Consider the following 26241-nt stretch of genomic DNA (forward strand, 5'->3'; position numbering starts at 1 on the left):
ACGTCATATTATGACCATCTTTTCATTTTGGAATAAATATATCCCTTTTTTCTAAGCCTGTTTGTATTAGGTTGCCTAATGTCGTGGATTTAAGATTTAAATCAACAATATAGAAGCTAGAAATTCATCAGCCATGTGAGATAAAAATTCTTGTTATCACCTTAATTCTTTAAAAATTCTAGCATTTTTTTATTCACAATTTCAGCCTGATCTATGGATAAAAAATGTCCGGCATTTTGAATTATTTCACCTGTTCCTTTTGGTAGCATTTGGGCGATTTCAACGGTTCTCTCTCCGTTAATCACATCGTCGTCACCTATTAGCACTAATACAGGCATTTGTAATGACTTTAATTCGTCATTTGAAAAAGGTTGCATACTCGTTATAAACTTGTTCTCAGATTCTTTTTCTAAACCTAATTTGTACTGCTTTAAATAGATGTCACTAATTTGATCTACCTTGGTGGACATGCTTTCTATAGTTTGTTCAATTTGCTTTTCTTCCGAAGAAAATAAGGAGACCAAATTTTTAAATAAATCCATACTGGGTCTAATCCATGTAAATGTTTGCGCCGGACTTAATAGTATTAAACTTTTAACGTTGTTGTTTTTATTTAAGGCGATGGTAACAGCCAACCAGCCACCTCGAGAAGCACCGATTAAATGATAACTGTCCAATTCTAAAGTAGCTATTACTTCCTCATACCAATCGGTGACATTTTCTACGCTTTCAATATCCCTTTCTAAGTTTGATTTTCCGGGTTCCAAAATAAAATCAATAGCAAACACCCGATGGTTTTTACTAAGAGATTCTATATTTGGATACCACATGGTAGAACTCGCATTCATTCCATGAAGTAACACCAAGGGATCTGCATTTTTTGGCCCACTGACTATCACATGTGCCGTACCATAAGTGGTTGAGATATACAATTCCTCAAAAGAGACCTGCCATAAATTTAAGGTTTCGTCATACGCTTTAAAGTAAGCTTCATTTAAAGCAGTTGGCTTTGAAATATATTCTGGCTCTTTTTTGTACTCCGCATATTTGTCCGTGCAATTCATAAAGAGCAGGAAAGGAGCAAGCCATAAAGACAATCTTATAGGGGAGATTTTATACATGGTTGTATTGTGTTGTGTACTGTTTTTTGTTTAAATGTTTAATGAAGGAGTTGGTTATTTTATCGATATGGTGGATTTGAATTAATTGAGTTTCTAATAAAACTAATCCAAAGCCGCTTTATAGGTTTTTAAACACCGCTCTCTAGCTTCTTTGTGGTCTACAATCTGGCGGTACCTTAGTTCTTGGTATTCGGGGACCCATTTTTTGATATACTTGTGGTCTTTGTCAAATTTTTCAATTTGTGTAGTAGGATTAAAAATCCTAAAATAAGGAGCAGCATCCACACCAGAACCAGCCACCCATTGCCAGTTGCCCACATTGCTTGCCATCTCATAATCATGCAGTTTTTCTGCAAAATAGGCTTCGCCCCAGCGCCAGTCTATTAAAAGATGTTTGCACAAAAAGCTACCAACCACCATGCGCACCCGGTTGTGCATGTATCCCGTTTCATTCAGTTGGCGCATCCCAGCATCTACTAAAGGATAACCCGTTTTTCCGCCGCACCAAGCTTTAAATTCCTCTTCGTTATTCCGCCATTGGATTCGGTCATATTTTGACTTAAAACTTTCATGCACCGTATGTGGAAAGTGCCATAAAATCTGCATGAAAAATTCCCTCCAGATTAGTTCTTGCCAAAAGGTTTCGTTTTTGTCTGCAATGGCTTTTTTAACCATTTTCCGAATACTTACCGTTCCAAACCGTAAGTGGGGACCCAACCTAGAGGTGCCATCAACAGCAGGAAAATTTCTGGTGTCTTTATAGTCATGAATAAGAGTAGGGGTGACATCATAGTCTTCAATAGTTTGTGAAGATTTTTCAAATCCCAAATCTTTTAAATCCAAATTGGGCAATCGCGTATTTTTTACCAGATTATCCAAATAGGAATTGGTGTAATAAATATTTAAATCAGTGGTTTTAAATTTGGCCTTCCACGTCTTCATATAAGGGGTATAAACCACATAGGGATCGCCATTATCCTTCACCACTTCGTCTTTTTCAAAAATGACTTGGTCTTTAAATGTTTTAAACTGTATGTCCTTTTGAGAAAGTAAGTTTTTGATGGCATCATCCCGTTCTTTGGCATAAGGCTCATAATCATGATTGGTGAAAACGGCACTTATTTCATATGTTGCAATTAGGTCTTCAAAAATGTCCTTTGGCGTACCCTGGAAGATGGCAATGGAACTGTCATGTTCCTTTTGCAATTCCTTTCTAAGTTTCTGAAGCGTTTCAAAAATGAAGGTAACTCGCGCATCATCCTTAGGCAAACCTTCAAGAATCTGCGTGTCAAAGATGAAAATGGGTAAGACAGGAAGCTCACTTTTTAAGGCATGATAGAATCCCAAATTGTCATCAAGCCTTAAATCTCTTCTAAACCAAAATAAGTTGATGGGTTCTTTCATTGTTGTTTGTATGCTCCAAAAAGTTCGACAAGTTTGTTTTTTCGATATTCAAAAATTTCTTCCAATTTGGGACGTACCATAAGGGGATGGGTCCATTTACCAAAGATTCCAAAAGGAATTTTATAATCAATTAAGTCTTCCATTTCAACTCCACCAGGAATGGGTTTGATGAAATGTTTGTGATGCCAAAGTGCATAAGGGCCAAACCGTTGTTCATCAACAAAATATTCGTAATCTTTCACATGGGTGATTTCTGTAACCCATTTGGTTTTTATCCCCATAACGGGCGTTACGATGTATTGGATTATCTGTCCTGGGTACATGTCTTTATCGGCACCAGAAAGAATATGAAACCCCATATAATCGGGAGTAATCACTTTTAAATTCCTTGGATTGGATAAAAAATCCCAAGCTTCTTCTATAGAAATAGGTAATTTCTGAAATTTATGTAATTGGTATAAGGCCATTTTTAATTTTCCAAAAAGATATAGGCGTTCAAAGAAATGGCTACAATGAGCCACAATAAATAGGGTATTAGTAGGAAACGGGCTTTTCTCATGTTTTCAATTCTGAATTTGAAAAAGAGATAAGTGATAATTAAAAATAGAATGGAAATAACTACCAGTCCCCAAAAGATCAAATGTTGGTTAAAAAATACATAGTTCCAACTAACATTGAAAATGACCTGGAAGATAAAAATTCCTCGCAACGGCCAAGAGTCATGATCTTTAAACAGAAATGCCAGATAGATTGAAAAACAAATCATTATTAAGGTCCAAGCAAAACCGAAAACCCAACCAGCGGGGGTCCAAGGCGCTTTGTTGAGATCCATGTACCACAAGGATTGCGGACCATTATCCATTAACCAACTTCCTAAGGCAAGACTAGCAAAGTTGATCAAGAGAAATAATAAGATGAGTTTTAAAATTTTCATTCTACATATTTGGTTATTTTACTGCTCATTGGCTTGGTAATGGAGTACCAAACATCTATAAAATGGCCATTCTCATCAACCATATATTTTTGAAAGTTCCATTTGACAGAGGAGCTTTTGACACCATTTATATCTTTGTCTGTGAGCCATTTGTATAAAGGATGCTGATTTTCGCCTTTAACATCAATTTTTTCTGTCATTAAAAAGTCTACGCCATAATTTTTTTGGCAAAAGCTTTGTATTTCTGACGCGCTTCCAGGTTCTTGACCTCCAAATTGATTACAAGGCAGACCTATGATGACCAATTTGTCTTGGTATTTTTTATGCAGCTCTTCAAGTTCAGCATACTGTGGTGTAAAACCACATTCGGATGCCGTATTTACAAATAGTATTTTCTTGCCTTTAAATTGACCCAAATCGATAGGGTCTCCAGAAAGGCTATTTATTGCGATATCATAAATGGACTCTTTTGGCTCATTTTGAGCTTTTGTTTTACAATTAAAAAACATAGTAAATGCGATAATTAAAGTGAGATATTTCATTCGTTGTTTAATACTGTTTTAGATTTTTACTTCTTATAAATTTAATCCTAAATTCATTGTTTAACCATCTTTTTAAGATTAATTTATTCTTTTATTTGAGTTTTTTCATCAAATTCATTCATAACAGAAACTCTTGTTTTTGGTAAGCTTTCGGGATAATTTTTTTGAATGAATTTAATCAATCCTTCTCTTACATAAACTCTTAAATCCCAGGCTTGAGGTGAATTTCTGGCACTCATTAAAGCCCTAATTTCTACACTACGCTCTTTTGAATCGGTTACCTGAAGCACATTTACCTGTTTGTCCCATAATTCTGTGGATTCCAAAAGTCTTGTGAGTTCCTCTCTCAAAGCATCAAAATCTACATTATAATCGGTGTATATAAAGACGGTACCAAGAATTTCTGAGGTGGTACGTGTCCAATTTTGAAAGGGTTTTTCAATAAAATAGGTAGTGGGTAAAACCAATCTTCGTTTATCCCAAATTCTTACAACCACAAACGTAAGTGTGATTTCTTCAACCCAACCCCATTCACCTTCCACAACCAAAACATCATCCAAACGAATAGGCTGGGAAATGGCAATTTGCATTCCCGCCAATATTGTGGCAATAGCTTTTTGAGCCGCAAAACCCACAATTATTCCTGCAATACCTGCCGAGGCAAAAACGCTAACTCCAAATTTCCTCACGCTATCAAATAACATTAAACTCAAACCAATAGCTATGATAAGAATGATGAAAATGATAACTCTTTCGAGAACATTAAATTGCGTATATAACTTTCGGGCTCTTAGGTTGTTTTCACTGGAAATATCATACTTTGTTAAGTACTTCTTTTTTGCAACTTTAATCGTGACTATGATAGCCCAAGTGATCGCTAGAATGATCATGATGGAGCTTACTTTTTCAATAACCAATTTGGCTTTTTCCAAATCATTAACGTATGGAAGCACTAATTTTGGAAGAAAGAAAGCTGCCAATAGAATAAGGACCGGAGCAATGTAACGTTTTATAAAAGTCATAGATTTATCTTTTGTCTTAAGATAATTAATATGCAAAAGGATTGAAAGGGTTTAACTAAGTTTTAAAACGTTATTGATAATTTGACAATTATTGCTGGATATAATTTTGTAATTCAGATATTTTTTGAGGTGAATTAAACTGACCACCGAAAAAAGTTGTAACCGTAGATGAGGTGTTATCTTTCACGCCTCTAGAAGAAACACATAAATGTTTCGCTTCAATAATTACAGCCACATCTTCGGTTTCTAAAACCGCCTTGAGCTCATTGGCAATTTGCATGGTGAGTCGTTCTTGAACTTGTGGTCGTTTGGCATAGTACTGAACAATACGGTTTAATTTGGATAACCCAATTACTTTACCAGAGGAAATATATGCCACATGAGCCTTACCAATAATGGGAACAAAATGGTGTTCGCAATTGGAGTAAAAACTAATGTTTTTCTCCACCAGCATTTGGTTGTATTGATATTTGTTTTCAAAAAGGGCAACGGAAGGCTTGTTCTTAGGATTTAAACCACAAAAAATCTCGTCAACATACATTTTTGCTACTCTTTCGGGAGTGCCTTTCAAAGAATCATCAGTAAGATCAAGTCCCAATACATCCATGATTTCTTCAAAAAGGATGCTTATTTTTTCTTTCTTCTCTTGGTCTGAAAGTTTGAAAGCGTTAGGTTTCATTGGGGTATCTAAAGAAGTGAACAAATGATCATTCCCAATATCTTCCGAATTAAATTCATTTAGATTATGACCATTTTTCTTTAACTGTGTTTTTGTGCTCATACCAAGTTTATAAAGTTATGTTGTTTGTCATAGGCTATTTTAGCAGCCATCATTTTTTTTAGAAACCCTTTATTTTCTTTAAAGGTTTTATTGTTGCTGAACTGAATAAATTTTCCTTGAGCATGAATACTCATAAATTTAGTTTTATAAATGTGCAACTGATAGTATGGGATGACCCAAGTGAAATTTTTTAAACCTTTGTTGATATAGATAACAATACCATGTGGTCTTAGTTCGATATTAGCATAATTGATATCAGAAACCTTGTTTGAATATTGTTGCAAATTAGGACTGACCTTTTGAATAATCATTCTTTTTGAACCAATGCCTCTCATTTTGATGGATTGCCATAATGAAAATGATTTGCCCACAATATCTTCAATTAGAGACTTGTGTTCCTTCTCAAAATATGTGGTGTTTAGGATCAATTAATTCAAGTTTATAACCAAAGATACAAATTGTTTAACTAAAAAGATAAAAGATTAAACAAAATTAACAAGACATTTAGTAATCGGCTTGATTTTTTATGATGTCTGAGGCTCTTTTTTTAATAGTTTCTACTTGTTTCTTGTCCATTTTGTCCAAGATGCTATACATCATTTTCATTCTTTGGTTATCCTGTAATTGCTTTCTTTTGTCATCCAAAAAATTCCAGTAAAGACTATTAAAGGGGCAAGCATTTTCTTCTGTTTTTTTCTTGTAATCATAATGGCAACCTGTGCAATAATTACTCATTTTTTGTATGTAAGATCCCGAAGACACATAAGGTTTTGTTGCAATGTTTCCTCCTTCTGCAAATTGACTCATGCCCCTTGTATTGGGTAGTTGCACCCATTCTATGGCATCTGCATATATCCCTAGGTACCAAGCATCCACTTCATCAGGATGAGTTTGGGTGAGTAAAGCATAGTTTCCAGTAATCATCAAGCGTTGAATGTGGTGGGCATAGGCGTGATCTAATGAATTCTGAATGGTGTTTTTGAGACAGTTCATTTTGGTGTCACCATCCCAAAAGAAGGATGCTAGCTTGTTGGTGTTATTTAAGTGATTTTCGTCCTTAAATTTTGGCATCATGGCCCAATACATTCCACGCATATACTCTCGCCATCCTAAAATCTGTCTGATAAAGCCTTCTATTTGGGATATATCTATGTTTTTTCCATGCTTTCGGTAGTAATTCAAAACGGTATCAATGACATTTTTGGGAGAAATCAATTTTAAATTCAGTGCAAAGGATAGCCTGCTGTGGAATAAATTTACTTCTTCAGTATTCATGGCATCTTGATAGTCTCCAAAATATTGAAGGAGCTCTTCACAAAAATATTTTAACTGATTTAAGGCTTGATTTCTTGTAATGGGATATAAAAATGTTTGGGTAGAAAAGGCACCTATGGTTTTTATTTTGGCCTTTTCAATGTCTTTAAGGACGACATCTACATCATTTTTAAAATATTTGTAATGAGGTACTTTTGGATTGCCATTCCATGATTTTCGGTTGGATTTGTCATAATTCCATTTTCCGCCTTCGGGTTGATTGTCTCCTACAATAAGAATCTCGTGTTTCTTTCTCATGTATCTATAAAATGTTTCCATGAGATATAGCTTTTTTCCTTTAAAGAATTCTTGAAGTTCATTTCTGTCTGTATAGAAATGTTCGCTAGAAACGGTTTCAGAAGGAATGGCGAGGGATTTACAAATAGATTGTAATTGCTTATCTAAGCGGTGTTCATCAGGAAGCTGGTATTCAAATTTACTAAAACCATGCTTTTGGATAAGTGCTCCTAAGTTTTCATCCAGCTTTTGATGGTTATACTTGTCATTTATTTTAAAATAAATCACATGATGACCCTGAGATTTAAGCGCTTCGCAAAATTGTCTCATTGCCGCAAAAAAGCCAATCACTTTTTGAATATGATGGACTACATAGTCTGTTTCTTGCCTCATTTCAAATAGGCAATAAGTCACCTCTTGGTCAACTTCTTTAAACCAGGAGTGCTTGAAATTGAGTTGATCTCCTAAAAGGAGTCTGAGAGTTTTCATTTATATTGGAGTTCGTTCTAACCAGAGATTTTGGTAAGTTTCCTGAGGGTCGTATCGTTCGGCTTGAAGCTTGACATTGAATTCACGGTTTCTTGGATCGTTGCCAACACCTGATAGGTACATCCAGTTGCCATAATTGCTGTGGACGTCATAATCAAGTAACAAGGATTCAAAGTAAGACGCCCCAATACGCCAATCTAAATTCAAGGTTTTGGCGAAGTATGAGGCTACATTTTGCCTTCCACGATTACTCATCCAGCCAGTTTGTTTTATTTCTAACATGTTGGCATTTACAAAAGCTTTTGGCGTCTTACCATGAATCCACTCATTGATTAAATCCCAATCTTGTTTCCAAACATAGTCTTGTTGAAGAATTCCATGGATGCGAAATATAGAATTACCATATTTTAAAGAGACATATTTGAAAAAGTCTCTCCAGATGAGTTCGAAAATTAACCAATAGGTGGAATCATTTTTGGTATGTAAGTTTTCAAACTTTTTCACATTCCAATAGATCATTTTTGCGCTTATAGAACCATTTGCTAACCATGGTGAAAATTTCGAACTATAATCAACTCCCAATAGCCTATTTCTCGTTTTTTTATAGGTTTTTATTGTTTCGTTTTGAAATAAATATTGATCAAGTCTGTTTAAAGCCGAAGTCTCTCCACCTTGAAATGGAAAGGCAGTAAGCGAATGTTGTTCAAAATCTTCAAACCCCAATTCCCATAATGTGGGTATTGGCGTGTCCTTTTTAATAATGGTACCGCTCTCGTTTTTGGTTTCTATCAGGGGGCGAATAGATGCCGTTTTTTCTATCCGTTTTCTAAAATCTGTAAAAACTCGCGGAATGTTTTCAACCTCAAATGGCAGGTCTTCGGGATGAAATAGGAATTGGCTGTAGAATGTATGGAATATGACTGAATCGGGTATGTTTCTTTTTAATTCATTTATAACTGCTTGCTCTTCTGAAGTCCATTCATTTTGATAATACATGTCAGATACCGCAAATTCTTTGATCAAATCAGGAATAATCGTTTCTGGTTTTTTATGATAAACCAAAAGTGTAATACTCAAAGTTGCCAAGTTTTTCTTTAAATCTGTAACAGTTTCTAAAAGAAACTTTGCTCGAAACTTTCCAGTTTTTTGAAATCCGAAGGCCGAATTTCTGTAGTGTCTGGGGTCAAAGCAATAGACGGCAATAACGTTTTGGTGATTTTCACAAGCTTGCTTTAAAGAGGCGTTATCGTGAATTCTTAAATTATTGGTAAACCAAACTAAGCCGTATTTCGATTTTTGTTTCTTCTGCATTTTTCACTACAATAAATTACATCGTTCCAATGGTGTTCCCATTTTTTTCTCCAAGTGAATGGGCGATTGCAAATAGGGCATATTTTTTCGGGAAGGTGTTGTTTTTTCATGTTGCCACAAGCCTTCTTATCATACCGTTAAAAATAAAACCATGAAAGGGAAGTACCGCATACCAATATAGCCGTCCGGCTATGCCTCTCGGCCTAAAGGTTGCAGTTTGTTTTAAGAGGTTTTCTTCAATTTTGAATTCCAACCAGGCTTCACCTGGAAGTTTCATTTCTGCATAAAGTAGAAGCTTTTGCTTGGTTCTGTCTGCATAAATGACGCGCCAAAAATCCAGAGCATCTCCGGCATGCAAGTTGTAAGGATTCGTTCTGCCACGTCGTAAACCTATGCCGCCAACTAATTTGTCTAGATACCCTCTAATCTTCCATAAAAAATTACCATAATACCAACCTTGGTTTCCGCCAATGGCCCAAATTTTATCGATGGTTTTGTCGGTATTGGTGACATGTGCCTCTTTATAATCTTTAAAGCAGCCATACTTAGGAACATTAATGTATTTATAAAGATTCTTCTTCAATCGTCCGCTGCTTACCATGGAATCTTTCCAACTTGAAACAATGGTGTTTTGTTCTATTTTCTCAAAAGCCAATGACACGGCTTCTTTATAGGAAATAGGATAAATATCAAGAAGTTCATTTATTTGACTTGGATTACCAATTATTTGAACACTCATGCTATCGACCAACGAAGTCGCTAATTTGTATGAAGTAGAGGTTACAAAATAAAGCCAGTAGGAGGAAAGCTTTGGAGTCATGACTGGAACGGTCCAAATATGACGATTCAATTCCCTTACCTCCGCAAACTGAAGCAACATGTTTTTATAAGTCAGAATTTCTGGACCGAAAATATCATAAGATTGATTGTAAAGTTTTTCATTGCCCAAAGCTTTTGACAGATACGACATGACATCTCTTACTGCCAGTGGTTGTGTTTTTGTGTGAAGCCACTTGGGAGCAATCATCACGGGAAGTTTTTCTACTAAATCTCTTATGATTTCAAAGGAAGAACTACCAGAACCAACTATAATTCCTGCTTTGAAAATAGTAGTTGCAAAAGTACCTGATTTGAGAATGTCTTCAACTTGCTTTCTTGATCTAAGATGTTTTGAAAGCTTTTCCTCATTGGTAATTCCACTTAAATAAATAACTTGTTGGCACTGGGTTTTTTCTACTCGTGATTTAAAATTTTCGGCACAAGTCATTTCCATTTTTTCAAAATCTTTGGAAGAATTTGACATGGAATGAATCAGATAGTAGGCAGCATCAATATCTTCAGGAATGTTCTGTAAGGTCTCTTTTTTTAGGAAATCAACTTCTACAAAACTAACGAATTCTTCATCCAAAGTTTCATCTGCTCGCAAACGGTCACGAACAGCGCAAACCACATGGTGCCCCTCATTAATCAAAATAGGAATGAGTCGCTTACCAATATACCCGGTTGCCCCCGTGACCAATACTTTCATTTAAAAAACGTCTTGATTTTTACATTCTGGGATTTTAAATCAAACATCAGGTTGTAAAGGCCAAAAAAGGTTCGATTTATATAAATGAAATGCTCTGAACCTCTATTTCCATTCATTTTTCTTATCTGGGTGTTTTTGGCATATTTCTCACCTAAGGCTGCTATTTGATTAAAGAAATCGGCATTAGAAAAATCAAACGTTTCCTCTTGAATGGGTTGGGTAAACAGACTGAGCATTTCATAAAACATTTGACTGAAAAATTCTATTTCTTTTGGCCCGTCTTCAGGTTTTAAAATCTCCAATTCATAAAGTTTATCCTTAAAAAACTCAGGATTGTTTAAATTGTGTGGTTCAGCCAATTCAAAATAAGGAACATAAAAGTCTTCAGGAATGGTTTTAATACATCCAAAATCTAAAACGACTAAATCACCTTCATTTGAAACCAAAAAGTTTCCTGGATGCGGATCGGCATGTACCTTTTTTAATACGTGAATTTGATACATGTAAAAATCCCACAGGGCTTGCCCCAACTGGTTTGATAATTCTTGATTTTGATTGTGTTTTACAAAATCTGAGAGATGCTCACCATGCATGTAATCCATCGTTATGATGCGATTGGATGACAATTCTTCGTAATAATTGGGGAATTTTAAATGTGGAATGTGCATGCAAGCCTCGGCCATTTCTCTACTTTGGCTTAATTCCAATTCGTAATTAGTTTCTTCAATGAGCTTATTTTCTACTTCCTTAAAATATTTGTCAGAGTCTTTCCCTTTGATGTTAAACATTTTAATAGCTATTGGTTTAACCATAGCCAAGTCAGAAGATATGCTTTCTGCGACTCCAGGGTATTGAATTTTCACAGCTAATTTTTTCCCATCTTTTTCGGCTTCATGCACTTGGCCAATACTGGCTGCATTGACAGAATTGGGATTGAAGGAGTCAAATAAATCTTCTGGCGATTTTCCAAAATAGGACTTAAACGTTTTGTTTACCAAAGGAGCGGAGAGTGGAGGAACTGAAAACTGAGCCAATGAAAATTGCTCCACATAAGCTCTTGGTAAGATGTTCTTCTCCATACTAAGCATTTGGGCTACTTTTAAAGCACTTCCTTTTAATTGCTTCAAACTATCATAGATGTCCTCGGCATTATTTTTATCTAAATTCTCTCTGGCCTCTTCTTCGGTCTTGGTGATTTTATCTCCATAGTATTTGAGATAGTTAACACCTACTTTAGCGCCCGTAGTAACAAGCTTTCCGGCTCGTTGTATTTTACTGGTAGGGATATGGTCTATGGTTTTCATATGGTGCTTATTTCATGGGCATTTTTTCTTTAAAAAGAAATTTCCCGAGGTCTACAATGTTTTTTAGTGGGGTGGTATCTAGAATATCAAAGCTGGTATTCACAGATTTTTCTATAAAAATATCTGTTTTTTCAAATGCTTTAGAAGTGTCTTCCATCCAGAACTTCATCGTTAAAAGTAATTGTACCCATGCCGATTCACCGATAAAGCGTTTCTTTGCTTTTTCAATTCTTTCTTCTGTAAAATCTAGGGTTTCAATATCTAGGGACTCTATGTAATCAATAAAGATTTCTCTTAAAGCTGATAGGCACTTTAAATTTTTAAAATTGTTTTTGTGTTTATTGAGGGCATAGGTTACATAGCTTCTATTTGCTGTTAAATTTTCGAAAAAAGTAAAGTAAAAACTAAGTAATTTGGTTCGAGCATCATAGGTATCATACTCCTTACTAGAGCCTAATGTTGCGAGTGTTTGAATCGCAAATTGGTTAAAAATCTCTTTTTCCAGAGCTTCAAAAGAACTAAAGTGTTGATAAAATTCAGATTCATCAATGTTATGTTCTTTCCCAAATTTATGTACCGAAGTGGGTTCTTTTCCAAATTCAAGTACATAATCCATATAGGCATCAATTAAATGCATCAAGGTTATTTTCTTTTTTTTTGCCATTCCAATGTTTTTAGTAAAATTACAAAATGTTTAATTGTTATTAAAATAAGTTAAACAAAATTTAACTCAAAATGCTATTTTAAAGCTTATTCTATGATTTTAGTTCCTATAATTTCTTTAAAAATCCAGTAGACCCCAAAAGAATTACCTTTTTCTTAACAAAATAGTGAGTCGTATTTTTTGTAATTTTATATTTGTTAACAATAATTTTAACTAATTAGAAATGAAAAAAATATTACTTTCAGCAGTAGGACTTATGCTTGCCGTAAGTTTGAATGCACAAGTTTCAACCCCTCAACCTAGTCCAACGGCTAAATTGGAGCAGCCTGTGGGATTAACTCAAGTTACTTTGGAATATTCACGTCCAGGAGTTAAAGGAAGAACGGTATTCGGGGATTTAGTTCCTTACGGAAAAATTTGGAGAACAGGAGCCAACAAAAACTCAATCATTACCTTTAGTGATGATGTAGAAGTAGCTGGTTATGAAGTAAAAGCTGGTTCTTATGCCATCTTTACAAAGCCAGGAGAAAGTTTATGGGAAATTTATTTGTATTCAGATACCAATAATTGGGGAATTCCTGAAAAATGGGATGAAAGTAAAGTGGTTGCTATAGCTAAGGCTCAAGTGCATCCAATACCATTCAATGTGGAGACTTTTACCATGGATATCAATAATATTAAAAGTTCTGAAGCTACCTTAGAGTTTATTTGGGAAAAAACTTATGTGGCTGTGCCATTTACAGTACCAACTGATAAAAAAGTTATGGCTTCTATCAATGATGCTTTAAGTGGATCGCCAAAGGCCAACGATTACTATGCAGCAGCGGCTTATTATTATTCTGAAAATAAGGATATCGAGCAAGCTAAGGAATGGATCGATAAGGCTATGTCTATGAATGAAAAGCCTCAATTCTGGCAATACAGACAACAATCTCTTATCTATGCAAAAGCAGGAGATAAGGATGGTGCTATTGGTCTAGCTAAAAAATCTCTGCAGGCTGCAAAGGAAGCTGGTAACGATGACTATGTAAAAATGAACATGGATTCCCTAAAAGAGTGGGGAGCTATGTAAAAATTACATATTTTAAAAAACAAGGAGCGCAACTTTTAAAAGTTGCGCTTTTTTTTAGTCTGTTTCCTCCAGAATGAATATGGCTTCCACTGGTTTTTTGAATAGCTTGGCAATTTTCAAGGCTAGCACTGTAGATGGCACGTATTTGTTTTTCTCCATAGCATTGATGGATTGTCTGCTTACCCCTATGGCCTTTGCCAGATCTGCCTGGGTCATATCGTGTATTGCTCTTTCTACTTTTAAATTATTCGTCATGACTCATGCTCTTTAATCTTAAGAAATGGAATCTAAAGACATAAATAATAATAGGGGTAAACATATTGAAAATAAGGACGCTAAAAAAGGTCAGGTCATAAACAAAAATTATGGCCAGGATTAAGACAATGTAATTAACCAAGAAGGCCCAAACTAAAGAGTCTTTTCTCAGTTTGGCAATAAACTCATCTTCAATTTTTTCTTTTGAAAAGCAAAGGATAAGACCTCCAATAATGATTGCTAATGCTGCTAATTCATCTAAAATATCATTCTCGATAAGCTTAAAAAAACCAGACTCAGAAGAAAGAAACGAATCACTTTGGTAAATAGAGAGTACCTTGATAGTAAAAAAGTCATTTTCAAGATTGTTGACATCAATTATAATGCCCAGAATAAGACCTGTAATAAACAGGGGCCAACCCAATATCTTAAATTGGTTTGGGAGTAGATAGGAAGTTTTCATAACTGTTCGATTTTTGATTGAATAATTCAAAAGTAAAGAAAACTTTACATAAAGTAAAATAAAATGTTCTTTTTGTAAAAAATATTTATCACGTTTGATTCAACTATTCTTAATTTAGAAAGGGATAATGCTATCTTTAGACTGTCTAAAAGTTTTATTAAATGGATAAAAATGCTTAAATTAGATAGCAAATTTCACTCCCTGAGTCCTAAATCGAAGCGTTTTAATTTAAACTTTTTAAAATGTCTGGTAAGCAACATTTGGGACACCAATTACTAAAGTGTTTAGAAGAAATTCTTGAAAAAAACTTAGAGAACGAGAAGTTTGGAGTAAATGAGCTTGCCAAAGAGATAGGGTTTAGTAGGTCACAACTTCATAGGAAACTTCAAAATATTAGTGGTCAATCAACCAGTCAATTTATAAGGGAGTTTAGATTGAGAAAAGCCTTAATAATGCTTCAGAATGATGAGGTTACCTCTTCAGAAATTGCTTATCGGGTTGGCTTCAATAGTCCTACTTATTTTAACACCTCCTTTAAGGATTATTTTGGATTTACACCGGGAGAAACTAAATATAAAACGACCGAAGAACTTGATTTTAATAACTTAGTTAAGCCTACAACTCATAGGCCATCGCCAAAGAAAAAAGTTTATGCTTTAGTACTAACAGGAATTTTGGTTGTTATCCTTGGTTTTTCAGGTGTTAAACTTATAAACCAAGGGAAAAAGGTTCCTGGTAAAGAAGTTCTTCCTAATCAAAATGTATTGGACTATTCCAAGAAAACAATCGCTGTGTTACCTTTTAAAAGTCTGAGTAATTTGGAAGAAAATGAATTTTTTGCAGAAGGGATGCGGCAAGACATCATAGATAATCTTTCCAAAATAGATGAACTCGTGGTAAGGTCACAGCAATCTGTAGCTCAATTTATGGATCAAAAGCTATCCAACAAAGAACTGGTAGAAAAGTTGGATGTTGATTATTTGGTTGGTGGAAGTGTGCAAAGAATTCAAGATCGTGTGAAAATAAGGGTTCATTTAACAGATACGAAACAGGATGTTCAAATATGGTCCCAAGATTTTGATAGGGTATATACCGATGTGTTTATTTTGGAAAGTGAAATTTCCCGACTTATTGCTACTGAGCTTCATTTATTGATTTCGCCATTAAATATGGAGCGCTTCGAAAAAATACCAACTGATAATTTAGAAGCGTTTAATTACTATAACAAGGCCCGATTTTATTGGTGCGATTTCACCAATGAAAGTTTTGAACAAATTGAAACATACTTGAATAAAAGTGTGCAGTTAGATCCAAATTTTGCCTTGGGATATTCGGGTTTAGCAGAAGTTTATTTATGGAAAAGTTGGCCAACACCTTCCTATGATGAATTGGTGAAAGGCAAACAGTATGCCATGAAAGCTGTTGAAATTGATCCGAACTTATCTGAGCCCCATCGCGTTTTGGGATGGTATTATTTGAATTATGGTTGGGACTGGGTCAAAGTTGAGGAGGAGTTTGAGAAATCTTTAGATCTTAATCCGAATAATTATGAGACCTATTGCATGTATGCGCAATATGTTTTTTATTCATTGGGTGATTATACTAAGGCCAAGGATTTACTCGAGCATGCTAAGCTAATTTTTCCTAACTCCTATTATGCAAATATCCTGAGCGCTGAATTGTATTTGCAACAAGGTGATTTCGATAATGCCTTGGAAGATGCAACCATGGCAGAACTGGTTGCGCCTAGAGATCTTTGGTCTTATTGGGTCAAGTTTAAAACCTATGCAGCTATGGGAAAAGAGGAAGAGTCTATCAAAATGTTGGAAGAAGGTTGGAGTCTTTATCCCGAATTTAAATCCAACATTCCTCCTATGAGACAGGCCTTTGAAAATAATGGTGTTAATGGGGTGTTGCAATGGATCAATGATTCAGATATTAATAATTCAGATTCTGAATCATTTCAACTTAATGCCTATTGGGTGGCTGAGAAATTTGCGACTATGGGTGAGAATGAAAAAGCATTGGATTGGTTAGAAACGGCATTAGAAGAGCAAAATGCTGATATGTTTAAAACAAAATATCACGCCTGTTTCTCAAAATTAAGAAAAGAGCCTAGATTTCTTCATATTTTAGAAAAGCTAGGTTTGGGTGATTATGAGCCCTTAAAAACCTAATTTTCTATTATTTTTTAATCCCTGAAACATAATTTAAAGTGTTTCAAATAAAATTTCAACACTTTTTAAATGGTTTAAAGCATTGCAACTTCTAAGATATGTGGTGCAACAAATCTTTGATGACCTTTGGATAACTATTAATCATTAAATCCAAAAGTCATGAAAACCTTATCAATTACCTTATTTGCCATCTTTTTATCAAGTCATTTAATTATGGCTCAAAACGAACCTTTATTGACAGAAGTGAATGTGTCTAATTATGAACTTCCTGAAATAAAAAGATCTTCACGAACAAGTGTCTTACATGCCACTTATTTGAAAAAAACTAAAGAGATCAATATGTCCAAACACATACAAAATTTACGAAAGTATGTTTCCAATTACGATTATAGAAAAAATGAAAACTTTGATGTATTAAGTCAAACTTCAGAGGTAAAATTTCAGTCCGAGAAGGGGTATATTTTAGTGACTTATGATGTAAATGGAAAAATTATAAAAACTGAAGAAGTTTTTAAGGATGTAAAAATTCCACTGCGGGTAAGACAAACAGTTTTTTATGTTTATCCTGGATGGATTTTAACCAAAGTGAAGTATCATTCACAATATATGGAAAATCAACCCAATACAACTTTCTATAAAGTTGAAATTCAAAAAGGGGATGAGACTAAAAGTATTAAAGTAAATAGTAAAGGGGAGTTTCTTTAATCAATCAAAAAACGTTCGGAGCCTGCGACCTCGCAGGCTCTCAATATTTTAAAGCAATCCTATCTCTTACTTGGTCTAGTAATGTTATTAACCTTTTACTGAATTCAAAATTCATAATCGGGCTTTCCTTGAATCCACCTCGTATTAGTTCATTCAAATGTTGTGCTTCAAAAGAGTAGCCAATGGTGTTATAACCAAAATCCAAGGTTTTCTCCTCACCATTTATTGGAGACATTGTCACGGTACAAGGTTCATGAAATCTAGAATTTAATTTTATTATTCCTGTTTCACAATGAAAGGTTGCTGTAGTTGGAGTATCTTCTAGCAAAGTACTTTTTAAAATGGCTTTCGTGCCATGTTGATAACTGAAAGTCATGGTACAGCTGGAATCCACACCATTTTCAAAATAGGTTGCTTCTGCTACTATGTCTTTAGGAAAGCCTAGGGTGGATAAGGCTGCAAATATAGGGTAGATACCGATATCCAATAAACTACCACCTCCCAAATCTTTTTTAATGAGCCTAGAGGTTACATCATAATTAGCTTTAAAGCCAAAATCGGCCTCCAATTCCAACACTTCTCCAAAAGTCTTGTTTTCAATTTGCTGAATTACAAATTGAAAATGTGGAAGAAAATATGTCCACAGCGCCTCCATTAAGAGGGTGTTGTGATCCTTGGCAACTTGAATCATTTCAGTCACTTCCTCTAAATTCATTGCAAATGGCTTTTCACATAGAACAGCTTTTCCATGTTGGAGGCAAAGTATCGAATTTTCTTTATGAAACACATGAGGAGTCGCTATATATACCGCATCGATTTCAGGATCATTAGCTAAGTCCTCGTAGCTTCCATATGTCTTTTGAGCACCAAATTTCTTTCCAAAATCAACTGCTTTGTCATGTGAGCGGGATGCTACTCCCAACAACTTCGTATTGGGGAGTGTAACCAAATCAGTGGCAAATTTATGAGCAATTTTACCTAAACCGATAATTCCCCAATTGATTGTTTTATTTGATGTCATTTTTTTGAGTTGTTTGTAAAATTAAGGCCAGAAGAATGACCACCATACATCCAAATAGATTTAACCAAAGGTACGGCATCCAATCTAACCACCAAACAAGAATAACAATGATTTGGGTGATTATAGCTCCAATAAACACTGCTTTGGTTTTTACCATTTTAAAAAAGAAAGCCAATAAAAAGATACCTAGCACATTTCCGTAAAAAATGGAACCAATGATATTAACCAATTGAATCAAGTTTTCTGCTAGATTAGCAATACAAGCAACAATAATGGCCATAATTCCCCAGCCTAATGTCAACCATTTGGTAGCTTGGACATAGTGACCTTCATCTCGGTCGGGTGCATAACTACGCTTATAGATATCTAAGGCAGTAGTGGTGGCCAAAGCATTTATTTCACTCGCGGTACTGGACATAGCTGCAGATAATATTACAGCCAATAATAATCCAATGAGACCCTTAGGTAAATTGTTTAGGATAAAATGAATAAAAACATAATCTTTATCATTGGTTTCAATGTTTACTAAGCGGTCAGCAGCAGCTTTTTCGATAAGGTCTTTAGCTGCATTTCGATTGGCTTCATCGGCAGCATTTGAGTCATGGATTTTTTGAATAAGAGTTGGGCTTTTGGTGACTACATATTCTTGTATGGCTTGTTCCCTTTCGTTGAATATTTTAGCTTGATCTAATTCTAAAGCCTTATATTCCTCGGAATATTTTGAGTTTTCTATGGTGCTATTGGCCGCAGGATTAAAGTTGATTGGAGAAGGGTGGAACTGATAAAAAACAAATACCATGACACCTACTAACAATATAAAAAATTGCATTGGCACCTTTAAAAGACCATTAAATATTAATCCTAATTGCATCTCTCGCATGGATTTACCCGATAAGTATCGTTGCACTTGGCTTTGATCGGTTCCAAAATAGGAGAGAGCTAAAAATGTACCGCCAATAAGACCACTCCAAACTGTGTATCGGTTTTCAAAATCAAAGGAGAAATCCAATATGTTCATTTTATCACTTGCCCCTGCAATTTCTAATGCATTTGAAAAGGTAATATTTTCAGGTAAATAACTTAAAATGACAAAAAAGGCAATAAACATGCCTATAAAAATAATAGCCATTTGTTGTTTTTGGGTCACGCTAACGGCCTTGGTTCCGCCTGTTACAGTGTATACAATGACCAAAATACCTATAATGATATTTAGGTAGGTAAGATTCCATCCTAATACAGCAGAGAGTATGATCGCTGGAGCATAGATTGTAATTCCAGCTGCCAATCCGCGTTGTATTAAAAATAAAATGGCTGTAAGGCTTCTAGTTTTAACATCAAAACGGCTTTCCAAATATTCATAGGCCGTATAAACCTTTAATTTGTGATAAATGGGGATGAATACCATGCATATGATAACCATAGCAATGGGAAGGCCAAAATAGAATTGAACGAAGCCCATTCCATCGTGAAAGGCTTGTCCCGGAGTAGATAAAAATGTAATGGCACTAGCTTGTGTAGCCATAACAGATAGACCGATGGTCCACCATTGTGAGCTATTACCACCTCTCACATAATCTTGAACATTTTTACTTCCCTTGGTTTTTAAGCTGCCGTATATGACTATTGTCAAAAGCGTTCCAATGAGTATAATCCAATCAATTGTTTGCATTTAGAACGTTTTCATGATGATATAAAACAGGAGAATATAAATAGCGTTAGCCACCAAAACTATGGTGTAAAGACTATTCCATCGATTATGCGATTTTTCCGGTTCCATATTAATCATTTAAGGAGGTTTGCTTTTGTATGTTCGTTTTTCCTATTGATAGCATGTTGGCAAACAATCTATAGGCACCAGAAACACCAGCCGGAAATTCACGGAAAAAGCTCAGCCCAGTGTAGATATAATAACCTTGACCATATTTGGCAACTAATAAGCTTCCTTTCTTTTTAGATTCTCCTTTATCATGCATTTCAAGAATGGGGGTAAATTCTTTGTCCCAAGAATCTGGAAAATAAAGACCGCGTTCTTGCGTCCAGCCCTCAAAATCTTTTTCCGAAATTTTATTAGGGTAATTTAAAAGCGCATGTTCCTTATCAATAAAAGATACTTTGGCATTTTCATCGGTAACTCGATCTCTTGATAAGTGAATGGAGAACGGTGCTATGTTATCGGTCACCAAACGATGGCTGGTATTGTATTGTACAATCATATTACCTCCGTTTGAAACAAAATCAAATAATATATCTTGTTTATATTTCAGGTTTTCGATGGTATTGTAGGCTCTTACACCAACAACGATGGCGTCAAATCGGTGTAATGTTTCTTCTGTAATATCTTCTGGACTGATGGTAATGACTTCGTATCCAATTTGTCTTAGACTTTCAGGAACTATATCCCCGGCACCTTCAATGTATCCTATATTTTGTCCCATTTTTTGAATGTTCAACCTTACGACTTTAGTTTCACTGGGTAATAGCACCGTTTGATACGGAATGTGTTCATAATCGATTTCAATCAATTCCTTAGTATAGGTGTGGTCTCCTACTTTAATGATAGGAGTCATTAATCCCTCACTTTCATTTTTTGGTGGGATAACTTTAAAGAAAATGGTTTTGGACTCCCCTTTGTAGTCAATGTGAACGTTTTGGCTTTCTGGATAAATATTCCAGTCCCTTGGATGGGCTATAGTAACAGAAGCTTCCAAATTATTCTTCCCAGAAGTTACTGTAACAGGTATTTCCATCTCCTGGTCTGTATTAAAGATAAGCACCTTTTCATCAATTTTTGCTGCTGCTTCAGGTACAATTTCAAAAGGCTTATAAACTTCTCCTTTAACGGGGTCATTCATTTTATAAACGACGGCTTTTTGAAATGAGATAGCCGTGTTTTCGATTTCTAAATCAAAGGATACGTTGAATTTCCTTGGAGTCTCTGGCTTCCCAATTAAATCAGGATTTTCCACATTATACATTCCCAAACTCCCTTTTTTAGTGAGCCAATAAGGAGTGGTAGGTTGTTGATTTGTGCCAATTGCCAAAGATTCTTTATACTCTAGTTTTTCGTTGTTCTGTAAGGAAACATTTTTTGAAACTTTATGATTGTTAGTTTCATAGGCGACCAATTTTATGGGTTCATTACTTCTATTGATAATTTCAATATTGAGTTGAACTGTTTCCCCTGCTGTTGCATGTTGGTCACTTGAAACAGCCTCTAGATAAAGACCAGAACAAGCAGCAATGATATCTTTGATCTCTGCAGTTTTAAGTGTTTTCCAATGGGCGTCTTCCAACTTTTGGATAAGCTTGTAAGCTTCCAATAATTGTGGTATAGAAGCAGACGGGTTAGTGAAATCAAAATTTCTTTCCACTTCTTCTAAAATATCACCGATGACTTCGCCTCCTTTTACGCGACTCCAAGTCGTGTTGATGCCCTCGAAGATATCACCATTTTTAGGCATGTCACCTTTAATGAGTTCTACATATTCCATTTGACTTCCACGGGTGCCAGTATTTCCAAAACCTTGAGATTTATGTTGGCTTCTGCTTAAAGAAGCTATCTCAGAATTGCTTAAACCGAGAGTAGGATAGTAGGTGCCAATATCAAATCCCATCATGCCTGACTTATCAGCTTTTTCAAATTTCTCCTCACTGCCATAGAACCACCAAGAAGTGTTGAAAAATAGGCGCTTTGGTTGCCAAACCGAAGTCGCTTCCAACTGGTCTGGAAATTGACTTTGATTATTGGTAAGATCAAAAGCTTCTACGCTCAACATGGCAGAACTTGTATGATGACCGTGGGTGCTTCCGGGCGAACGATGGTCAAATCTATTGATAATGATGTCTGGTTTAAATTGTCTAATGGCTAAAACCACGTCATTTAAAACATCCTTTTTATTCCAAATGGCCAACGTTTCATCAGGGTGTTTGGAGTAACCAAAGTCATTGGCTCTTGAAAAGAACTGTTCACCTCCATCAATTTCTCTGGCCGTAAGTAATTCTTGGGTTCTAATGACACCCAATAGTTCTCTTATTTCTGGTCCAATCAAGTTTTGTCCTCCATCCCCTCGAGTTAGGGAAAGATAGGCAGTTCGCGCATGCACTTCATTAGCAAAATAAGAGATTAATCTGGTATTTTCATCATCAGGATGTGCTGCGACATATAATACAGATCCTAAAAAATTTAGTTTTTTAATAGAATTATAAATTTCTGATGCATTGGGCTTCGAAGGTTTTTGAGCAAATGTCAATCCACAGATAAATAATGCCAAAAAGGATGAGACGAGTTGTTTTCTTGTCATGTTTTTTTAGTTAGGGAGGGCTAAAGATAAAAAGAATACCAAGTAACGGCAGGGATTTAAAGTTTCTTTAACTTAAAGCCATTTCTTACGTTTGAAATAGAGTAACATGCCTATAAATATGGCAATCATAACGGCCCAAACACCATAATAGGCATATTTGTAATGAAGTTCTGGCATGTGGTCAAAGTTCATTCCGTAAATGCCCGCAATAAAGGTTAGCGGTATAAAAATGGTAGCGATAATGGTTAGGACTTTCATGACTTCATTCATCTTATTGCTAATGGTAGTCATATACATATCCATTAAACTCCAGATCATTTCACGGTAAATATCAACGGTATCAGATAATTGAATGATGTGGTCATAAATATCCCTGTAGAATTGCATGATTCTTTTGTGGATTAATTTATGATCTGTTTTTTCGATGCGGTTGATAATCTCCCTCAAAGGGAAAATGGCGCGTCTCACCTTTAAAAGTTCCTTCTTTAAATCCAAGACTGTGCGGCTCATGGATTCATCTGCATCGCCTTCAAATAAAGTGCCTTCAAGATCTTCAATCTTGTTGCCTAAGGTTTCAGCTACCACATAGTAGTGATCAACAATGGCATCTATAAGCGCATAAAGGAGGTAATCTGATTGCATACCGCGTATTCTACCTTTTCCATGCCTGATGCGTTCCCTAACGTTATCAAATACATCACCTTCAGCTTCCTGGAAGGAAAGCACATAATTATCTCCTAAAACAAAACTGACCTGTTCAATGATAATATTTTCATCCTTATCATAGTGAAGCATTTTTAGGGAAATAAAGATGTAGTTTTCATATTCATCTATCTTAGGTCTTTGGTTTATATGAACAATGTCCTCTAAAATTAAAGGATGTAGCTCATAATGGGACCCGAGTTTTTCAATTTGATCCACATGATTTAAACCATTGAAGTTTATCCATGTGATGGAATCAGTTGCCTTAAATTCATAAGCTTCCTCTACGTTTAGAAGCTCTTTTTCAACAGCAAACTCGGAATTGTAGTCAAAAACATCAATGAATAATTTTTCTTTGGACTTATCACCTGTGTAGACTATGGTTCCTGGTGCTTGTCCAATATGTTTTTTATAGCGTGAAGTTCTGTTTTTTTTCTTGGCCATATGTTTTATAAAAATAAACAAAAATTATAAAGCATCATGGCCATCATCAATTGCATCTTTTTTTAATAGGGTAACGGGTTTTTGAAGAATTAAATTATTGGGATAGGTGACAAGGTCGCCATTATCAAGACGCAGATGTAATTGAAACGCCCTGATATCTTCAATGATGGCCTCTATTGGGAAATCTTTATCATGTATTTGAATTTTATCTCCCACTTTGTAAGGAAACGAGAAAAACATGATGATTCCAGAGGTGATGTTACTTAGTATGGACCAAATTGCAAAGAGTGCAATTCCAATTACTGCAAAAACGGAAGAAAAGATAAGAGCTAAGTCCTTAAATTCTGTTCCAAAAATAAAAGCAGCAACAAGAATTCCTATAAGAATGAAGTTAACAGTGATGTACCTGATTATTAAATGAATTCTAGCTTCATTAATACCAGTTTTTCGCCCTAGTTTTGCAACTGAAAGCACGGATATTTTCCTCAAAATGAGTAATGTAATGACTAAAATTAGTAGTCTTAATAGCTCTGTTTTTATATCTTCAAAAATCATTTAAAAAATGGTATGGTAGTACAAAGATATTGACAAAATCAAAGGAAGTGACGGTTACACCAAACTATTTAATGTTTGATACACCAAATGGGTGGGTAGGCCAACCACATTGAAATAGGATCCTTCAATACCTACAATTCCTATTTGGCCAATCCATTCTTGAATCCCATAAGCACCTGCCTTATCAAAAGGTTTACATGTTTCAATGTAATAATTTATTTCTGCTTCAGACAATTCCTTGAAAGTTACCTTTGTAGTTGCATTGACCGTTTTTTGAATAGATTTGGTTGTAAAGCATACAGAGGTTATTACCTCATGGGTTTGATTGCTTAAAGATTGAATCATCTTGAATGCGTCTTCTTGGTTTTGAGGTTTTCCAAGGGCTTCTCCATGATGCCAAACAATGGTGTCGCTAGTTACCAGAATGTCTTTTTCCTGCAATTCATCTTTATATGGAAGCGCTTTTAACTGAGCCAAATAATCACTAATTTCAAAATGGGATAGACGTGAAGGATAATCTTCCTCAATAGGTTTTAGCCTAATTTCAAAATCTAATCCTAATTCCTTGAAAAACTGTTGTCTTCTGGGAGAACCAGAGGCAAGAATCAAATGGTGATTTTTTAATTTAGAATGAAGCATTAATGAGGTAAAATAAATTTATAAAGCAACAAAGACAAAATACCAAACAGCATGACTAATTTCAATACCATGCTAATATGATGAAATTGTTTTTTGGTTTCAGCATTAAATAATTTGATGGATACGTAAATCATCGGTGCTATTAAAAACATCAAAAAGTAACCTGCGGCTAATTGTTGGTGGTATAAATAAGTGACCGTATAGTAAACTATGGCTGCAAGTGGAATAAACGAAAAAAGAAATGCGATTTTAGCAGCACGCTCCCTTCCAAATACAATGGGGAGCGACTGAATTCCTTCCTTATAGTCTCCATCTACATCTTCTATATCTTTAACAATTTCACGCAGAAAATTGATCATGAAAGCAAAAACCGAATAGTCAAATAAAATTTTGAAAAAGGTAAATTGAGTGGACTGATTCATCTTGGTAATAGCAGGTAATAATTCGAACAGCCCAACAAGGAGAATGGTAAATGCAACCAAGACCGATACAACTAAATTTCCAACTAATAGCATTTGTTTTAGAAATGAAGAGTAAATGTACAATAGAATGGAAATGATGGCGAAAATAGAGAAAAATGGTCCTTTATTAATGGCCATGGCTAAATAGAAACCAATGCACACACCTATAATGTTTAAGGCAAAAAATAGGTTGTATGCCGTTTTTTCTGAAATAGCTTTACCCACGATTACTTTTTCGGGCTTATTGATTCGGTCAATTTCAATATCATGGATATCATTGATAATATTCCCAGCTGCCGCAAGACATACACTGGATAGAACCAATAGGAAAAATTCAAAATTTGAAAGTGTTGTGGTTGACGCAAAAGGTTCTAATAAGGCATATTTAATCAATACCTGGGTTAAGGCAATCAACAACAGATTTTTCCATCGAATCAATTTTAAAATACTCATTCAGTAAAAATTATATGAAAAATGTTTCTTTAAAATGGGTCCATAGAAAATCTTTGAACACCACCACAATAGTAATAATTATAACAAGAACAATAGCTAATGCTTTATTGTTTTGATAGGCGATTTGCTTTTTGATTTTGTTTTTGATGACTTGTCGTTCTTCTTTTGTTAAAGCATGATGATCAAAATCTAACTCATGTTTTTGTTGGCTTACAGCGTGCAACCTTTCCTTGTAATCTGAAAAAGAACCTTGGGCTTTCCGATTGAAAACGTTCATGTCATTTCCAAATCCAATGTATCCAAACCCTGTTTTATGTCGCCGCTGCGTTTTTGACAAATCTT

27 protein-coding genes are annotated in these 26241 nt (G+C 35.1%); 3 read left to right on the plus strand and 24 right to left on the minus strand.

Annotation, left to right across the window (positions count from 1 at the left end):
- Positions 1–161: 161 nt before the first annotated feature.
- The 14 genes from ZA07_RS12125 to ZA07_RS12185 all read right to left on the minus strand — a co-directional run bounded on the left by ZA07_RS12125 (position 162) and on the right by ZA07_RS12185 (position 12651).
- Positions 162–1121 carry an alpha/beta fold hydrolase gene (locus ZA07_RS12125; RefSeq protein WP_053971934.1) on the minus strand — a complete coding sequence of 320 codons (960 nt, stop codon included), beginning with the start codon at positions 1119–1121 and terminating at the stop codon, positions 162–164.
- A gap of 102 nt (positions 1122–1223) precedes the next feature.
- On the minus strand, positions 1224–2525 hold the full coding sequence (locus ZA07_RS12130) for a deoxyribodipyrimidine photo-lyase (protein ID WP_053971935.1): 1302 nt from the start codon (positions 2523–2525) through the stop codon (positions 1224–1226).
- Positions 2522–2992 (minus strand): SRPBCC family protein, encoded by a 471-nt coding sequence (locus ZA07_RS12135; protein WP_053971936.1) that lies wholly within the window; start codon positions 2990–2992, stop codon positions 2522–2524. Before ZA07_RS12135 ends, ZA07_RS12130 begins: the two co-directional genes overlap by 4 nt.
- 2 nt (positions 2993–2994) lie before the next feature.
- Positions 2995–3459 carry a TspO/MBR family protein gene (locus ZA07_RS12140; protein WP_053971937.1) on the minus strand — a complete coding sequence of 155 codons (465 nt, stop codon included), beginning with the start codon at positions 3457–3459 and terminating at the stop codon, positions 2995–2997.
- Positions 3456–3968 carry a glutathione peroxidase gene (locus ZA07_RS12145; protein ID WP_053971938.1) on the minus strand — a complete coding sequence of 171 codons (513 nt, stop codon included), beginning with the start codon at positions 3966–3968 and terminating at the stop codon, positions 3456–3458. Before ZA07_RS12145 ends, ZA07_RS12140 begins: the two co-directional genes overlap by 4 nt.
- A 116-nt stretch (positions 3969–4084) precedes the next feature.
- The gene (locus tag ZA07_RS12150) at positions 4085–5023 is read right to left on the minus strand and encodes a mechanosensitive ion channel family protein (protein ID WP_053971939.1); all 939 of its coding nucleotides are present in this window, start codon (positions 5021–5023) and stop codon (positions 4085–4087) included.
- 88 nt (positions 5024–5111) lie between these two features.
- Positions 5112–5804, minus strand: coding sequence for a GTP cyclohydrolase I FolE (gene folE, locus ZA07_RS12155; protein WP_053971940.1), 693 nt, complete (start codon positions 5802–5804; stop codon positions 5112–5114).
- A complete protein-coding gene (locus ZA07_RS12160; RefSeq protein WP_053971941.1) occupies positions 5801–6232 on the minus strand; it encodes a hypothetical protein in 432 nt (143 codons plus the stop codon). The genes folE and ZA07_RS12160 overlap by 4 nt, the downstream gene beginning before the upstream one ends.
- 76 nt (positions 6233–6308) lie before the next feature.
- On the minus strand, positions 6309–7844 hold the full coding sequence (locus ZA07_RS12165) for a cryptochrome/photolyase family protein (RefSeq protein WP_053971942.1): 1536 nt from the start codon (positions 7842–7844) through the stop codon (positions 6309–6311).
- A complete protein-coding gene (locus tag ZA07_RS12170) occupies positions 7845–9155 on the minus strand; it encodes a DASH family cryptochrome (protein WP_053971943.1) in 1311 nt (436 codons plus the stop codon). It lies immediately after the preceding gene.
- A complete protein-coding gene (locus ZA07_RS15910; RefSeq protein ID WP_082316576.1) occupies positions 9122–9265 on the minus strand; it encodes a DUF2256 domain-containing protein in 144 nt (47 codons plus the stop codon). Before ZA07_RS15910 ends, ZA07_RS12170 begins: the two co-directional genes overlap by 34 nt.
- The gene (locus ZA07_RS12175; RefSeq protein ID WP_053971944.1) at positions 9262–10683 is read right to left on the minus strand and encodes an SDR family oxidoreductase; all 1422 of its coding nucleotides are present in this window, start codon (positions 10681–10683) and stop codon (positions 9262–9264) included. Before ZA07_RS12175 ends, ZA07_RS15910 begins: the two co-directional genes overlap by 4 nt.
- Positions 10680–11987 (minus strand): AarF/ABC1/UbiB kinase family protein, encoded by a 1308-nt coding sequence (locus ZA07_RS12180; RefSeq protein WP_053971945.1) that lies wholly within the window; start codon positions 11985–11987, stop codon positions 10680–10682. Before ZA07_RS12180 ends, ZA07_RS12175 begins: the two co-directional genes overlap by 4 nt.
- Positions 11988–11994: 7 nt before the next feature.
- A complete protein-coding gene (locus ZA07_RS12185; protein ID WP_053971946.1) occupies positions 11995–12651 on the minus strand; it encodes a TetR family transcriptional regulator C-terminal domain-containing protein in 657 nt (218 codons plus the stop codon).
- A 223-nt stretch (positions 12652–12874) separates the two neighbouring features.
- On the opposite strand from ZA07_RS12185, the gene ZA07_RS12190 reads away from it, so the two are divergent.
- Positions 12875–13723 (plus strand): DUF2911 domain-containing protein, encoded by an 849-nt coding sequence (locus ZA07_RS12190; protein ID WP_053971947.1) that lies wholly within the window; start codon positions 12875–12877, stop codon positions 13721–13723.
- A 54-nt stretch (positions 13724–13777) separates the two neighbouring features.
- Here ZA07_RS12190 and ZA07_RS12195 read toward each other — a convergent pair whose 3' ends face one another.
- Together ZA07_RS12195 and ZA07_RS12200 are read right to left on the minus strand one after the other, a co-directional pair.
- Complete coding sequence (locus tag ZA07_RS12195; protein WP_053971948.1) at positions 13778–13978, minus strand: helix-turn-helix transcriptional regulator; 201 nt, start codon at positions 13976–13978, stop codon at positions 13778–13780.
- Positions 13968–14441: a hypothetical protein gene (locus ZA07_RS12200; protein ID WP_053971949.1), complete on the minus strand. Its 474-nt coding sequence runs from the start codon at positions 14439–14441 to the stop codon at positions 13968–13970. Before ZA07_RS12200 ends, ZA07_RS12195 begins: the two co-directional genes overlap by 11 nt.
- Positions 14442–14683: 242 nt before the next feature.
- Here ZA07_RS12200 and ZA07_RS12205 point away from each other — a divergent pair, with 242 nt between their 5' ends.
- Together ZA07_RS12205 and ZA07_RS12210 are read left to right on the plus strand one after the other, a co-directional pair.
- Entirely contained in the window at positions 14684–16618 is a 1935-nt protein-coding gene (locus ZA07_RS12205) for a helix-turn-helix domain-containing protein (RefSeq protein ID WP_053971950.1), read from the plus strand.
- A 159-nt stretch (positions 16619–16777) separates the two neighbouring features.
- A complete protein-coding gene (locus tag ZA07_RS12210; protein ID WP_053971951.1) occupies positions 16778–17323 on the plus strand; it encodes a hypothetical protein in 546 nt (181 codons plus the stop codon).
- A gap of 40 nt (positions 17324–17363) precedes the next feature.
- Here ZA07_RS12210 and ZA07_RS12215 read toward each other — a convergent pair whose 3' ends face one another.
- From ZA07_RS12215 to ZA07_RS12250, 8 genes are all read right to left on the minus strand, one after another.
- Positions 17364–18344 (minus strand): Gfo/Idh/MocA family protein, encoded by a 981-nt coding sequence (locus tag ZA07_RS12215; RefSeq protein ID WP_053971952.1) that lies wholly within the window; start codon positions 18342–18344, stop codon positions 17364–17366.
- Entirely contained in the window at positions 18331–20013 is a 1683-nt protein-coding gene (locus tag ZA07_RS12220) for a sodium:solute symporter (protein WP_053971953.1), read from the minus strand. The genes ZA07_RS12215 and ZA07_RS12220 overlap by 14 nt, the downstream gene beginning before the upstream one ends.
- A 109-nt stretch (positions 20014–20122) precedes the next feature.
- Positions 20123–22645: a PIG-L family deacetylase gene (locus tag ZA07_RS12225; protein WP_053971954.1), complete on the minus strand. Its 2523-nt coding sequence runs from the start codon at positions 22643–22645 to the stop codon at positions 20123–20125.
- A gap of 72 nt (positions 22646–22717) precedes the next feature.
- Positions 22718–23791 carry a magnesium/cobalt transporter CorA gene (gene corA / locus ZA07_RS12230; protein ID WP_053971955.1) on the minus strand — a complete coding sequence of 358 codons (1074 nt, stop codon included), beginning with the start codon at positions 23789–23791 and terminating at the stop codon, positions 22718–22720.
- 24 nt (positions 23792–23815) lie between these two features.
- Complete coding sequence (locus tag ZA07_RS12235; RefSeq protein WP_053971956.1) at positions 23816–24346, minus strand: mechanosensitive ion channel domain-containing protein; 531 nt, start codon at positions 24344–24346, stop codon at positions 23816–23818.
- A gap of 54 nt (positions 24347–24400) precedes the next feature.
- The gene (locus tag ZA07_RS12240) at positions 24401–24985 is read right to left on the minus strand and encodes a Maf-like protein (protein WP_053971957.1); all 585 of its coding nucleotides are present in this window, start codon (positions 24983–24985) and stop codon (positions 24401–24403) included.
- The gene (locus tag ZA07_RS12245) at positions 24985–25899 is read right to left on the minus strand and encodes a geranylgeranylglycerol-phosphate geranylgeranyltransferase (protein WP_053971958.1); all 915 of its coding nucleotides are present in this window, start codon (positions 25897–25899) and stop codon (positions 24985–24987) included. The genes ZA07_RS12240 and ZA07_RS12245 overlap by 1 nt, the downstream gene beginning before the upstream one ends.
- Positions 25900–25909: 10 nt before the next feature.
- Positions 25910–26236, minus strand: a complete 327-nt coding sequence (locus ZA07_RS12250; RefSeq protein ID WP_053971959.1) for a hypothetical protein — start codon at positions 26234–26236, stop codon at positions 25910–25912.
- Positions 26237–26241: the final 5 nt, after the last annotated feature.

It is taken from the genome of Mangrovimonas sp. ST2L15 (assembly GCF_001280515.1).
GTDB classification, from domain to species: Bacteria; Bacteroidota; Bacteroidia; order Flavobacteriales; family Flavobacteriaceae; genus Mangrovimonas; species Mangrovimonas futianensis.